The following is a 13,597-nucleotide window of genomic DNA, read 5'->3' as shown; positions in this document are numbered from 1 at the left end:
GTGCGGCAGCTATTCCACCATTCACCAATTCTTTCCTTCACTACTATAAGGCGCGGTCGCAGGTGCAAAAGTCGGATGTGGGAGCAAAGAATGAACACCTTCAGCTCTTTGTTTCCGATAGTGCTAGTAATGTTTCAGAATAAACGGACTTCTCTGACCCTGGTAAGGCACCTTTGCAAAACTTTGCTGAGAGGCAGGTATGGGACTCCTGAACGGTAGCCACGAAGGTGGCTCCCGTCAGGAGATTTTTACAGAATCCTTACCATCAATACGAAAAAATCATGAGGTTCTGCTGGCCAATGAATTTGACAAATCGATGGGCCAGGCATATTTCTTAAGTCTTGGGGCTACTAGTTAAGTTCCCAAATTATTTTGGTACTATTGTTGTACCTTCCTCAACAGCACATCTATTTAACAGCTATCGTGGACAAAACCGCCATCCCCTTTGATTTTGATGCCACGTTCGGCCAGCTGGCTGAACCCTTTATGCTTATAGCGTCAAGTAGCAAGGTATTGGCGCTTAACCTGGCAGCAGCCAGGCTGTTCAAACTTTCACACGAAGAAGTAATCGGCCAGTACTGGGCCGGCCTCGATGGCCAATTGACCCTGATTGGCTGGAGAAAAGAGGTGCAAAAATTGCTGGCTGACGGCCTGTTGCGCTATCACACTGATATTCTTACTGCTGACGAATTACTTCGGCCGGTAAAAGTTGAAATCACCCAGGCGGGAACGGATGTTTTTCTCCTCAACCTCAAGGACCAACTGGACAGGGTGATCGATGAAGCCGACCTCGAACTGCTTAGCAAAAAAGGGGAAGTTGGATTCTGGACCTACAACCGGGTCGACGACCAACTTTACCTCTCCCCTCATCTTCGCAAAATCACCAATTTACATGAGGGTGGGGGAGCTTTAGAAATTACCAGATTCTTGGAGGAAAAACTACTTCCTTCGGATTGGAAACGGCTGCGTAAAAAAATAAAATGGTTACTTGCAGAGCAAAATAGTTTCAACGAACTGATCCATTTTGAAGACGATAACGGATCACAAAACCTTCGTTTCTTTGCACATTCAACCGGGAACGACCTGCACGTAACCCGGCTTTTCGGGATGATCAGGCAGCAGAACGATGTGATCGGGACCGATGATCAGGACGCTGTTTCCGGAGAACTCGCCGCCTTCTCCATCGACCAGGCCCAGGAACTCATCTTCTGGACCCGTCCGGACGGAACAGTATCCTATGCCAACCAGATGGTCTTAGATGTACTCGGCTTCTCCCGGGAGGAGATTGTAGGTAAGCCCGCACAGGTTTTTAACTCTAATTTCACCGAAGAAGTCAAAGACGCCTGGTGGCGCCTGCTCCGTAAAGAAAAATTCGACCGTTCTCTTTGGAAACTGGAAGCTAAAGATGGAAGCATCGTTGAAATCGATGCCAGTGTCAATTACCTGCGGTTTGGGGAGGAGGAATTTTCCTGTGGCTTTTGCCGGAACGTAACGGGGGTACTGCAGGAGGAAAGGCGGCAGTTATTGACCGAGTTTACCGTAGATAACTCGCGGGATATGATCATTTGGACGCGATCCAACGGGCACATCCATTTCGCAAATACTACTTTTCTTGAGCGTACGGGATATCCGGCTACGGAAGTTATCGATGCCGACGCTAAGGTTTTCTTTCCACACCTTACGGGGGACTACCGAAAAAAAGTGTGGGCAAGGTTGAGAAGCGGGGAAGCGCTGGAAAATGAAGTTGCATTGGTGACCAGCACCGGAGAGCAGGTCATGGTGGCCTCCAGAACAGAATATCTATCGTTTGAAGGCGAAGAGTTTACTTGCGTTTACCTCCGGGATCTGACCAAAAAGAAAAAACGGGACCTCCAGCTATTGCTTTCAAGGGAAGCGCTCGATATGTCAGTAGACTGTGTGCTCTGGCTGGATGCAGCATTTAAGGTACATTACGTAAATAGCACCTTACTGGAACTTGTGGGCCAAAAGGGCATCGATGTTAAAGGGAAATCGTACGGAAAGCTTTTGCCGCAGCTTGACCGTAAAGTTATTGAAGAAGAAGGCGTTATGGATGTTCGGGTAACGGCACCAGATAACACGGAGCACTGGCTTAACCTCAATATTATAAAAGTTAGCCAGGGCCGCGAGCATTTCTACATGATCACGGGAAGAGACATCACCGCAATCGCCGATCGGAAAGATGAATTGGAAGCCGCTAACCTGGAAATCAGTCAATTGTCCAGCCGCCTGAAAGAAGAAAATACTTCTCTGCGCGAGCAGGTTAGTATCAACTACAATATCAACAACATTATTACCGTAAGCCCCAAGTACCAAAAAGTGCTTAAACAAGTTGGTCAGGTAGCTGATGTGGACACTACCGTACTGATTACGGGTGAAACAGGCACGGGTAAGGAACTTCTGGCCCAGGCGATCCACCAGCTTAGCGAGCGTGCGGATGAGCCGTTAATAAAAGTCAACTGTGCAGCTTTACCCGAAAATTTGATAGAAAGCGAATTGTTCGGCCACGAAAAAGGAGCCTTTACCGGAGCTTATGCCCGTAAGCGCGGGCGATTTGAAATGGCGCACAAAGGCACTCTTTTCCTCGATGAAGTCGGAGAATTACCGCTGGAACTGCAATCTAAACTTTTGCGGGTTCTCCAGGAAGATGAATTCGAGCGCCTGGGTGGGACGGAAACGATCAATGTTGACGTCAGGCTAATTGCAGCTACCAACCGGAACCTGCAGAAAATGGTTCAGAAAGGAACGTTCCGGGCAGATCTTTACTATCGGTTAAACGTTTTTCCCATAGTGAACCTCCCGCTTCGGGAGCGTCCGGAAGATATTCCGGTTCTGGTCGATCATTTTACGCACAAGTTTGCCCGCAGGCAGCGTAAGAATATCACTAAGATTAATAGCCAGGACCTTAAAGCCCTCAAACGGTACTCCTTCCCTGGTAACATCAGAGAACTGGAAAACCTGATTGAACGAGCCGTCGTCTTGAATCAGACAGAAGTGCTGAGTATTCCTCTTGAAGCCAACAATAAGTGGATGGAGACGGGTAAGAAGGCTTTTCTTTCCTTCGAAGAGGCTCAACGCCAACACATCATAAAAGCACTCCGGAAAACGGATGGTCGGGTCACCGGCCCTCATGGGGCCGGAGTTTTGCTGGGACTTAACGACCGGACACTTGTTTCGAAGATGAGGAAGCTGGACATCAGGAAAGTAGAATACCTTATTAATTAATTGTCAATGGTTTATGAACATCACGTTTTTGACTCCGTTCCACCTGTAGTGTGGCGAAACTGTCAAAAAAAGTACCGTGTGTGTCTGATAATATACTAACTCCCGAAGATGCTGTTCTCAAAGAGTGGCTCCGAATTAGCGAAAGAAAATTTTTGTTTGTGGTTTGGTATGTTGAGGATTTAAATCAATTGGTTGAAGTCCGTAAAGTGCTGGAACGGTTGCATATGCTACAGGTAGAATTCCAAACCGACTTCAGGCCGATTAACGAAAATTATAAACTCGCTGCCAAAATGGGCGTAAAGGAGGAGGTATCTGTTTTGATGTTCAAAAATCATGAACTACTTGAGTTCATTGGCCCCGAAACCGGCACAACGAAACTATTGCGGGCGCTGGGCAAATACGTGTAATGATTGAGGTATGCGCTACACTACTGGACATCTTCCCGAACAGAACGCTTGCAGGACTCGAAAATCCTCCGCTCCGCTTTGGTTACGAGACGCTACAAGGTCCTGGTCGCCCGATACTAGACCTCGTAGCGTCCTCATTGATTGAGCCGGAGGCGAAAATTGATGAGGTCCTGCGAGCGTCCTCCCCTCAATTTCGAAAAATATCCAGTAGTATGGGCATACGCTAAAGCTTCCCTTGTCGAAATTCTTTGGGAGAAACGCCGTATTTTTTCTTAAATCGTTTAGAAAAATATCCAGCGCTATTGTACCCTATGATACTGGCAACCTCATTTATGGGCATCTCTCCGCTGCGCATCAATATCCCTGCCTGTTCCAACCGCTTATCGGTGAGGTATTTATTGATGCTGTCTCCGTAAACCTGGCGGAACCCTTGTTTCAGGCTTTGCTGGTTAATGCCTACCATACGGGCCAACTCCGGGATAGTCGGGGGCTCCTGCAGGCTGCTGGTCAGAATGCTTTCCGCATCCTGAATACTTTTTAACTGTTCCTCACGACGATAGAACCGGCTATTATTATTCGCTTCTGACTTTTTATATTCATTGAGGTGTAAAAACAGCGTCTCATGGATTTTTGCCGTGGCGAAGGTAGAATTGAGCATTCCGGTATTTTCCTGAAGCAGGATATCGGTGACGGCATTCACTGCCGGCAGGTGAAAAATTTCCTGAAAAAGGAAATCTGAATCTACGTCTGCTAAACCAGCCACAACTTCGTGAAGCTCCGAAGGAAGATTCACTTGCTCGCAATCGAGGTTGTTGAAAAACTGGTCACGGTGCAGGTAAATGATCATCGCCAGAAAGTCTTCGTTTCCGGGAATACTGATGGTTTCAGCGGTGCTGATGTTCCCACCGTGAATTGATCCTTGTAGCGGCTTTACTTCAAAGGAGGTTCTTTTGGAACTGACCTTGAGGGTACCTTTGCCAACGGTATAAAACGCAATGGGCGGAGGAAATTCCCCCTGAAGTAACAACTCAATAGGCTTAGGGAATTTGCCCGTAATGATCAATGCATCCAGGCTCTTGTCTACTTCGTAAGCTACAAACCGTCCTTCGGTAGCAAAGCTATCCGGTAAAACGACCTCATGCCTTAGGCAATCAACTTGGGTCGGAAGTTCGAATTCCTTCGCAAGTTGTTGGATAATTCCAGTAGCCCCCGATTTCTTAAGGGGAACTAGTTTGACTGATTGCATTCGGCAAACTTAGTCTATGTCCGGTTTCTGATTGCCCCGCATGCGCATTTTCATACAAAGTATTAAGGGGGTAAGGTATTCGTTACCTTATCTTCAATGTCCATATCTACCTTTCGTTGCAAAGTCATCAACTTTCAACGGTCAGCGGCATTTCAATCATTAAGGCCGCTGTTTTAAACAGTTACATGAGAAAAGTAATTAACGTCCTCATCTTTGAAGAGGATGATGCCAACTTTCAGTTGTTTAAGCATCAGTGTCTTACCTGGGCACCAAACTGCATAATCACCAGGGCCGATAGCAGGAAAAAACTTGAGATTAGATTGAAGTGGATGAATTACAACCTGATCCTGGTGGGATTTGGTCAGCCTTCCTTCACGGACATCGACCTGCTATTCTACATTAAGGACCTTCATACGCACTCTCCACTGGTTTTCCTCCTTGACGCGTCACAGGAATACAGTGTTGCTGACACCGCGGTAATGAAACATGGAGCGGCGGCTTTGTACCAAACCGAATTCCAGCAGAAGTGCTTTCTTTTGGAAGAAGTGCTCCAGAAATCAATGCCAACATTTAACCTCCAGTTGGCAGCGGACCGTAAAATATTGGAAGGGGCTATTCGAAGGGGACGCGCACGAAAGCCTGACGGTGTAAAAATGAGCGGCACCGCTCATATTATGGAAAATGTACCGCAACCATCAGAGGTGCCTTCCGGACGCCCAACCAGGTCGTTTCCGATGGAGGCAACGATTCGCTCAGCGGGTAGCCAGGACAGTGACACCCCTGGTACTTTAGGGCAAGATCCTGAGCATCAATCAAGTTCAATTGGAAGATAGCCCTGGCGCCAGCCTGATCATAAGCTATTGAGTTTTTATGGCTAAGAAAAAATAACGATTGAAATTTCTTCTGTAAGGCTAAACATTGGGGATTCGGCTTCCGTTGCACCAACGTGAATACATTATTTTTAGCCTTTCCAATTGAATTTTGAACCATTCGTCTGACCCCAACTCCAAGAAAAGTAACCTACTGACTACCTGGTTAGACAGTAGTGATGACCACTTGATTATTGTCGTATTCTTCGCGGAATGGGCGGGCAGCGTGGAGATATTGCGTGGGTTTATGGACCGTGTTCAGCATAATTATCCCGACGTTGAAGTCCACTGGGTTGACATCGAACAACAACAAGACTTGAGCCTTGATCTGGGGGTCGCAGCGATCCCCTCCACCATCTTTCTTAAAGACCGGGAGGTGGTTGATCACATCAGTGGGGTGATACCCCGCAGGAAGATTGAGGAAAGGATGAAGCCCTATCTCTGATTTTCAGCAGGCGCAATAAAACTGGTCAGAATAGAATGTGGCGCGGTCGCAGGTGCAAAGGAAAGGGCAACGGAGCAAAGGTAAAAGAACGCCCACCCACCAAATCATTATCGGTTTACATCTAATGGATATACCTACCGGCCGGAGGTCTTATCCACCGGGAAGCTGATCAATCAGCCTTCCCACAACCTTTACTTTTATGCTGATATTTACTTTCAGCGGCACTGCGGTGCTGCTGGGGCTGGGCGGCCTGTGCCTGCTGGTCGGCCTGACCATTCTTACGCTCCGGAACCGACTCCGTGCGGAGACCATCACGAACGGCAAGCGGGTAAAACATGCTGCCTTCAGTTTTACCCGGCCTTTGCACCGTTTGTCCCTTTGTGTGGCCATCATGGCCAGCATCCTGGCGATCAACTGGACGGAATTTACTCCGGAAGGAGCGATCTTAGGCTACATCGTCGAAGAGGACGATATATTCGAAGTTGACATCCCGATAACTCTCCACGAACCGCCACCGCCGCCGCCTCCACCGCCACCCGTAATTGAGGCGGTGGACGAGCCGGAGATCGAACCGGAAGTTTTCCAAACCCGGGACATTGAGCCAGATGATCCGATCATTGCCAACCTTGCACCTCCAACGCCCGTTGCACCTGCGACCCCGCCCCCTCCACCACCACCGCCGCCCCCGAAACCCGTTATCGACGATGGGCCCCTCATCTTTGCCGAACGCATGCCAGTCTTCGGTAAGGAATGTTTCGACCTGCAAGGCGATCAGCGGAAAACCTGCTCTGACCGTGCCTTGCTCTCCTTCGTTCAATCCCGCGTAAATTACCCGGCGCTGGCCCGCGAAAACGGTATCCAAGGCACCGTAGTGGTTTCGTTTACCGTAGAAAAGGACGGCTCCATTTCCGACGTTGCCGCGGCCAGGGAAGTGGCCGGCGGCTGTACCGCAGCCGCCCTGAAAGCAGTAAACGCCATCAATAAGGAGGATGCCCGCTTTAAGCCCGGCATTCAGGGTGGGCTGCCGGTTCGGGTACGATATAACCTGCCGGTTAAGTTTTCGCTGCAGTAGGGTCGCTTCGCTCCCGTTGCAGAGGTCGCTTGCGCTCCCGTTGCAGAGCACCTTCGGTGCGTTGCAGCTACCGCACGTTGCAGTTCACTTCGTTCGAATAAAATAAAAACAACAGCGACCTGGTAACCCCTGCAACGGAGCGCAGCAACCTGCAACTTGCAACCTGCAACCTGAGCACAGCGACCCCTAAGTAAAAATACCTGTTTTTCCCGAGGAATCCCCCCGTTTCAATGCCTGATCACCAGTAAAACGGCTGCAGTTGAGAACATTGGTTTTGAAGTCTTTCCCGCTAGAGTTACCTTGTAGGGGTAAATAATTTTAAAGGCATTCTACACCAAAACAATCGGGTTTTGAGCAATAGTTTACCGGTGGGCCACCACTAACCCATAGGTTTCTCCTTCTTTTGCGCTGCCCGTACAGGATGTTTTCACCCTTCTATACTCGGTATGAAAAACACTTACACTTATTTCCGGACTACAGTATGCTGCCTGTTCTCTTTGGTTTTTATGGCCATCTCAGGCGTTGCAATGGGACAAGCCTCTCAGGATTTCTCCACCAGCACCATCGGTACCACCAGCTATGTAGATGGCGGATCGGGATCTGTTCAGCATATATTAGTCAATAATATGGCTCCGCAAACGGCGCCTAATGCGGCTACGTCAGGTTCTGCCCTGGGCTACCAGGTTGTTTTCACGCCAACCCGTATGCCAAGCCTTGGCCTTACGGATGGTGAACTGTTTGGCGCCATTGACGTAACGGTCCCCAGTGCTCCGGACAATGACATGGGCACCCTGGCCATCGATTTTGTGGCTAACCCACCTACTGGCGGCAACAATAATGTCTATATTCTGGACGACCCGGACGGACTGACAAGCCTGCGGTTCAACCCGGTGGTAGTGGAGGCTACTACAATGTTTTCCATCGACTACATCATCCACAATACCAGCTACGAAAACAGTGACGGAGCGGATGACCGGGTAGAGATCTATCTGGTCAATATGGCGGATGGCACAAGGGTTACGCTCCTGACTGCCGCTAATGATGCGATGGAAAACAGCGAGATGTGGCAAACGCTTACTGCCGATCTATCGGCCATGGCGGGCCAGACGATGCAATTGGTGGTAGAATTCGATACTAACTCAGCGTCCGAAGAAATGGCCATCGATAATATCTCCTTCTCTTCCGGGACTGTAACAGCAGGTTGGCCAATGTGCGTGGAGCCATCTGCCCCAACCGTTGGGCAGTTCCCGGCAAGTGTCTGCCCGGGTGTTCCTTTTCGCCTGACTTTTGCTGGAAACCTAAACAATGCTACCCAGTGGGTCATCTACGACGATGCGGCGGGTACGAACCAGATAGCGGCTACTTCCGGTAGTTCCTACGACTTTTTTGATGGTGCCGTTTCAGGAGCTACTTATTACGTGCGTGGGGAAGGGGACTGTGCTACTGCAGGCGACCTGGTTGCGCTGACGCTAACCACGAACGCTGCGGGAGACTGTATACCTGACGCCACGCCGGGAACCAGCTTTGAAGAGCCGTTGGGTTCTTCAGGTGATTATTTTGATACGGGAGATCCTGCAGCCATCCATGAACTAATAAACAACCAGGGACAGCCTGCGGTAGCGCATTCTTTTAAGGCACAGGAACTTGGTTTTACCACGCAATTTATTCCTACCCGAACGGGCACAAGCGGCGAAGCCGGCCTGACGGATGGTGATGCTGTAGGGGTCAGTAACGATAGCGATGCTGCTTTCCCTGACGGTAATCAGGGTTTGGTACTGGAGGATACTGACGGTACCGTAGTTGTTTTCCTGACGCCTGTAGACATTACCGGGCTAACTAACGTGGTGGTTTCCTTCGATTATTTTGTTAATTCAACCACCTACGAAGCATCAGGTACCGGAGCTGATGCCTTTGCAGCGGGCATAGCCCGTGGGTTTACCCCGCTGGAACAGATATTTTCGACAGCTGGTGACGGCTCTAACGGGCTACCTGGTTTGGTGACCGGGGTATGGACTACCGTTAATTACACCATCACCGGAACTTATACCGAGCCTATTCAACTGATCTTCCAGGCTGATTTTGATGCAGGTACCGAAAGGGTGTTCATTGATAACGTTTCTTTCTCTGCGGGCACCATCGTCTGCCAGGATACGGAAGCTCCGGTTGTTTCTTGCCCGGACCCCATCATGATCGACGCAGACGACAACTGTTCGGGCGTAGCTACCTTCGAGGCATCAGCTACGGATGATTGTTCCAGCACCGTTACGATCACCTACTCTCAGGACAGCGGCTCCACCTTCTCCGTCGGCGAAACGCCGGTGACGGTAACTGCTACGGATGAGTCGGGCAAGAGCTCCATGTGTACGTTTAACGTGACCGTCAATGACATTACGCCACCCGTGATTACCTGTAGGGACATTACGGTGCAGGTTGACTCCGCAACTGATTGCACGTTTATTTTCCCAGATGCTTCCTTTGATCCTGTCGCTACAGACAACTGCGGTACCGCGACCCTTTTTAATAATGGGACCAATACTGCCACGCTTGAGGGCGGTACCGCCCGCCGAATTAGCGACGGATTAAACATTGTCTGGACAGCGACCGACGCTGCCGGCCTCACGAGTACTTGTACCCAGGTGCTCACGGTGATTACCCCCCCGGGCTGTTTCCCCACCAGCGTAACCAGTCAGGATGCGTCTGACTTCAGCGCTGTCCGGGCCACGCCGAACCCCTTCACGGCTGGTACGACGATTTCTTTCGAACTGCCCGTCAATACCCGTGTCGGCGTCGAGATCCTCGACCTTTCCGGTCGGGTCATCACCAGTGATGTGATCAGCCCCACTGGCAACAATACTTACTCCTGGTACTGGGACGCGCAGCAGTCTGCAGTGCCTGCGGGTATGTACTTCGCCCGCATGCGGGTGGAAGGCAGCGTTTATACGCAGCGGTTGGTTTTGATGAAGTAGGCAGAACCTGAACCAGAAGCCCCAGCAGCAAGCCCGCTGTCGGGGCTTCTTTTTCATATTTTTTGAAACTTTTTTTGCCTCCTTTTTTGCTGGTTTTCAGCGTACTAAACCCCGCAGCGTAAAAAAAAGAGGTTCTTTCTTTGCCTAAGGCTTGCAAGGGTGCTCCGAATGCCTCTATATTTGCACAGCATTTGGAAATACGGTCACTGAAATGCAGTGATTTTCTGGGTGTTTGAGACTACTGGTCTGGTAGTTCAGTTGGTTAGAATGCCGCCCTGTCACGGCGGAGGTCGCGGGTTCGAGTCCCGTCCAGACCGCTTAAGCCGTTCCATTTTGGAGCGGCTTTTTGCGTTTTATACGGTTCTATTGGGCTTGCGGGTGTTTTTTCTTTACAATAAAACAAACGGTTTGTTTTTTATCGTGGTTAAATGAAATATTTTGGGGCTAGATTCAGACATATTTCTGACCTCAAAAATCTTTTCTGACCATGACCGCCCGCGCAAAGCTTTGGACGCACCGTCCACGTAAGAACGGTACCTGCAACATCAAAATTTACACCTACCACGAAGGCGACAAGAATTATGCTGCTACGCCACACCATGCACGTCCTGGTGATTGGGACAATGACCTGGGCCGGCTGAAGCCGACCGCGCCACTGGCCAAGCGGATCAATGCCATATTAACCCGCCTGGAGAACGAAGCCCTGGGAGGCCTGATGGGTGTTACTAACTCGCTGCTCCAGCTCGTGGAGATCTACCTGGAAGAATGCGAAGCCGGTAAGCAGCCGGTAGGGGAGAGCACCTGGAAACAATACCGGAGCCATCTGAAACGGTTACGTGCTTTTGCCGCATACCTGGGAAAGGAAGATATTTCTTTTACGGAAGTCAACATGGAGTTTTACCGAAACTTCATTGCTTACCTCCAGGACAACGGCTGCGGCCGCGCCGGTGCCGGCAAGCACATCAAACACCTGAAGATGTTTATGCGGATTGGCCTCGATCGGGAGCTGCATACGAATACCAGTTTCAAGGCGAAAGGCTTTATCGCCGAAAGGATCCGCCCGACGGATAAGATCTACCTGAGTCGTGAGGAAATTAAGCAGCTGGAGAGCGTTAATCTGTCCAGCCGGCCAGACCTGCAGAAAGAACGCGATCGCTTCCTTATCTCTTATTACCTGGTGCTGAGATTCGGGGACAGTATCGCCATCCACCGCAGCAACGTCCTACAGCACGGGGATAAGTCCTTTTACCGGAACGTTGCGGAGAAAACGGGTACGATCAGCATCATCCCGATCAAGCCGGCAGCAATGGCCATCCTTAAAAAGCATGATTACGATCTTTCTGGAGACACCAACCAGGAAGCCAACCGCAAACTGAAGATCATTGCCAGCATGGCCGGCCTGGTGGCTAATCAGGCCACGCCCGGTGAGCCCTACCTGGCTAAGTCGGCACTGTTGACCACGCACACGGCCCGGCGCAGCGCGGCTACCAATATGCTTCTGGACGGGATGCCGGTGCCGGAGATCATGCAGGCGGGGGGCTGGAAGCGGGAGGCTACTTTTAAGAGTTACATACTGGCTGGGGGGATTTCGCTGGCGCAGATGAGTGCTGATAGGGCTTTCTTTCAATAGTGAGAGCGGAAAGTCGATACCAGCTGTAGGGGAAGCACGCGTTTTTTAGGTATTCTTACCTAAAGTGTGAATAAACTCAACGAAGGAATTGACTTCTATTCCAGTATCGTCATTTTCTTTTTTAAATAAAACCCGGGTTTTGGGATTTCTATCGAGGTATCTAGTCAGGAATATTTGATTTTCAAACCCATTCCCGACTATCATCCTTTGTTCTTCTATTCTTATAGTTTTGCAATAGTCTCCATTTAGAAAGGCACCAATCACTTTATGATTTTCCTGATAAGCCTTAATTTGATCAGGTGAATATCTGATAGTAGAACCTTTTTCTTCTAAAAACTTATTAATTCCTAAGATTAAATCATTTTCATAATCAAATAGTGATGTTTTGCCTTCGACGATGAAAAATGATTTGAGTTCATCTTCCTTGAAAAACCTACCAGACATATGTCTATGTCTAAAGTTGACTTCTGGAATATGAATTGGCAGACCTTTAAACCAGGCATCTCTCATGTCTTCAATATCTCCTGCAACATTTGTCCCTGTTGGGTTTACTGATGCAAGCATTTTATTTGAGAGGGATGCCATGAACTTTATTGTTTGATGGAAATCTAGTTCGATGTGATTGAATCTCTCATCTATCTCTAGAAACATGTCTTGGCCGCAATAATTAAAGTCTAATCTATTTACTGAGTTTTCGTTTTCGATGAAATAGTAATCCTCCTCTTCGAATAGATCCTCTGCTATTTTTTTGACAAAATTCTTAATGTCATCCTTAGTCTTTATGGAGCATGGGTTGTTGCTTAAGGTGCTTAACATGTGTTCGTCCTTAAGATCGCGGAGCTTGTTTTGAAAATAGTTGAAAACAAATGAATAATCTGGAAGCATATCGAATGTGTATTTAATGAGGGCTTGACCTATAGTGAAGGTCGTGGTTAATAAGGGCTACGATTGAATGGACATGTGGCTATTTATTGTTATTGAGCGCAATTTCACAACACCCACCAACTTGCGCAAATAGCAACTATCTATTCTCCCAAACATACGCGTTTTTAGTGGAAAAAAAATTGAAGATAGTTGACTCAGTTTTGCATTTGATATACCACCCAATCAAAAAAGCGCCCGCACCAAATAGGCACGAACGCTTCGGTAAAAACGGGTTGCTAACTTCTTTAGGGAATCACTTATCCTTGACGTGGTGCGGGATCGCTTCTGAGCTGGTACCTGCTGACTGCAGTTCCCGGAGTTCTTCCTGGGCCTGCGTGAGGTACCGATCGATTGGATCCAAATGTTGACGGATCATGCCCACATAGATTTCGATGCTGTCGAGGTGCTCAGTGGCCACCTCAATCGCTGCTTGCCGTTCTTCGGTCGTCATAGCCTACGCTGCTACGTTGCCAGACATACCGCCGATCATCCGGATATCGAGGTAGATGCCCTTTGCTTCGCGGATGTTGTAGTCTACCAGGCTGGTAACCGTCCGAGCAACTACAGGCCGCCGCCTTGTTTTTCCGCCCACCGCTCCGGCAACAACTCCTCCAACCGATTAACCGGATGAGCACCGATCCTGCCTAAGACGTCAGCCAGCCATTCCCAAGGATTAACGCCAGCATATTTGCAACTGGCGAAAAAGCTGTACATCATCGCCGCCCGTTGAGCGCCCTTATGGGATCCGGCAAATAAATAATTCTTCCGGCCCAGGGCCAGCGGCCGGATGGAGTT

General features: G+C 49.2%; 11 protein-coding genes and 1 tRNA gene. 8 read left to right on the top strand and 4 right to left on the bottom strand.

The window, feature by feature from the left end; genetic code table 11:
• Nucleotides 1–423 precede the first annotated feature (423 nt).
• Nucleotides 424–3,243 carry a sigma 54-interacting transcriptional regulator gene (locus B036_RS32420; RefSeq protein ID WP_157472273.1) on the top strand — a complete coding sequence of 940 codons (2,820 nt, stop codon included), beginning with the start codon at nt 424–426 and terminating at the stop codon, nt 3,241–3,243.
• A gap of 80 nt (nt 3,244–3,323) precedes the next feature.
• Nucleotides 3,324–3,650 (top strand): hypothetical protein, encoded by a 327-nt coding sequence (locus B036_RS30330; RefSeq protein WP_026232182.1) that lies wholly within the window; start codon nt 3,324–3,326, stop codon nt 3,648–3,650.
• Between the two features lie 223 nt (nt 3,651–3,873).
• Here B036_RS30330 and B036_RS32415 read toward each other — a convergent pair whose 3' ends face one another.
• Nucleotides 3,874–4,896, bottom strand: a complete 1,023-nt coding sequence (locus tag B036_RS32415; protein ID WP_020570636.1) for a helix-turn-helix domain-containing protein — start codon at nt 4,894–4,896, stop codon at nt 3,874–3,876.
• A gap of 116 nt (nt 4,897–5,012) precedes the next feature.
• On the opposite strand from B036_RS32415, the gene B036_RS0120635 reads away from it, so the two are divergent.
• The 6 genes from B036_RS0120635 (at nt 5,013) to B036_RS0120610 (ending at nt 11,878) form a co-directional block, all read left to right on the top strand.
• Nucleotides 5,013–5,729: a hypothetical protein gene (locus B036_RS0120635; RefSeq protein WP_020570635.1), complete on the top strand. Its 717-nt coding sequence runs from the start codon at nt 5,013–5,015 to the stop codon at nt 5,727–5,729.
• Nucleotides 5,730–5,877: 148 nt separating this feature from the next.
• A complete protein-coding gene (locus tag B036_RS0120630) occupies nt 5,878–6,210 on the top strand; it encodes a thioredoxin family protein (RefSeq protein ID WP_020570634.1) in 333 nt (110 codons plus the stop codon).
• A 199-nt stretch (nt 6,211–6,409) separates the two neighbouring features.
• Nucleotides 6,410–7,282 (top strand): energy transducer TonB, encoded by an 873-nt coding sequence (locus B036_RS32410; RefSeq protein ID WP_020570633.1) that lies wholly within the window; start codon nt 6,410–6,412, stop codon nt 7,280–7,282.
• Nucleotides 7,283–7,728: 446 nt separating this feature from the next.
• Nucleotides 7,729–10,248: an HYR domain-containing protein gene (locus B036_RS0120620; protein ID WP_020570632.1), complete on the top strand. Its 2,520-nt coding sequence runs from the start codon at nt 7,729–7,731 to the stop codon at nt 10,246–10,248.
• Nucleotides 10,249–10,491: 243 nt separating this feature from the next.
• Nucleotides 10,492–10,565: transfer RNA gene (locus B036_RS0120615), tRNA-Asp, on the top strand.
• Between the two features lie 170 nt (nt 10,566–10,735).
• On the top strand, nt 10,736–11,878 hold the full coding sequence (locus tag B036_RS0120610) for a site-specific integrase (protein WP_020570631.1): 1,143 nt from the start codon (nt 10,736–10,738) through the stop codon (nt 11,876–11,878).
• A 45-nt stretch (nt 11,879–11,923) separates the two neighbouring features.
• Here the strand turns inward: B036_RS0120610 and B036_RS0120605 are convergent, their stop codons facing one another.
• The 3 genes from B036_RS0120605 to B036_RS34475 all read right to left on the bottom strand — a co-directional run.
• Entirely contained in the window at nt 11,924–12,763 is an 840-nt protein-coding gene (locus tag B036_RS0120605) for a hypothetical protein (RefSeq protein ID WP_020570630.1), read from the bottom strand.
• A gap of 292 nt (nt 12,764–13,055) precedes the next feature.
• Nucleotides 13,056–13,253 carry a hypothetical protein gene (locus tag B036_RS0120600; RefSeq protein ID WP_020570629.1) on the bottom strand — a complete coding sequence of 66 codons (198 nt, stop codon included), beginning with the start codon at nt 13,251–13,253 and terminating at the stop codon, nt 13,056–13,058.
• A gap of 110 nt (nt 13,254–13,363) precedes the next feature.
• The coding region (locus B036_RS34475) for a transposase domain-containing protein (protein WP_020570628.1) at nt 13,364–13,597 on the bottom strand (234 nt) is incomplete at its 5' end.

The sequence above is a fragment of the Neolewinella persica DSM 23188 genome (assembly GCF_000373105.1).
GTDB classification, from domain to species: Bacteria; Bacteroidota; Bacteroidia; order Chitinophagales; family Saprospiraceae; genus Neolewinella; species Neolewinella persica.
This window is presented reverse-complemented; position numbering and strand designations above follow the sequence as displayed.

What these genes read in the sequence shown, in the direction of transcription:
- B036_RS32415 (WP_020570636.1), bottom strand. Translation starts at nt 4,896, where the DNA reads ATGCAATCAGTCAAACTAGTTCCCCTTAAGAAATCGGGGGCTACTGGA.
- B036_RS32410 (WP_020570633.1), top strand. Translation starts at nt 6,410, where the DNA reads ATGCTGATATTTACTTTCAGCGGCACTGCGGTGCTGCTGGGGCTGGGC.
- B036_RS0120620 (WP_020570632.1), top strand. Translation starts at nt 7,729, where the DNA reads ATGAAAAACACTTACACTTATTTCCGGACTACAGTATGCTGCCTGTTC.
- B036_RS0120610 (WP_020570631.1), top strand. Translation starts at nt 10,736, where the DNA reads ATGACCGCCCGCGCAAAGCTTTGGACGCACCGTCCACGTAAGAACGGT.
- B036_RS0120605 (WP_020570630.1), bottom strand. Translation starts at nt 12,763, where the DNA reads ATGCTTCCAGATTATTCATTTGTTTTCAACTATTTTCAAAACAAGCTC.
- B036_RS0120600 (WP_020570629.1), bottom strand. Translation starts at nt 13,253, where the DNA reads ATGACGACCGAAGAACGGCAAGCAGCGATTGAGGTGGCCACTGAGCAC.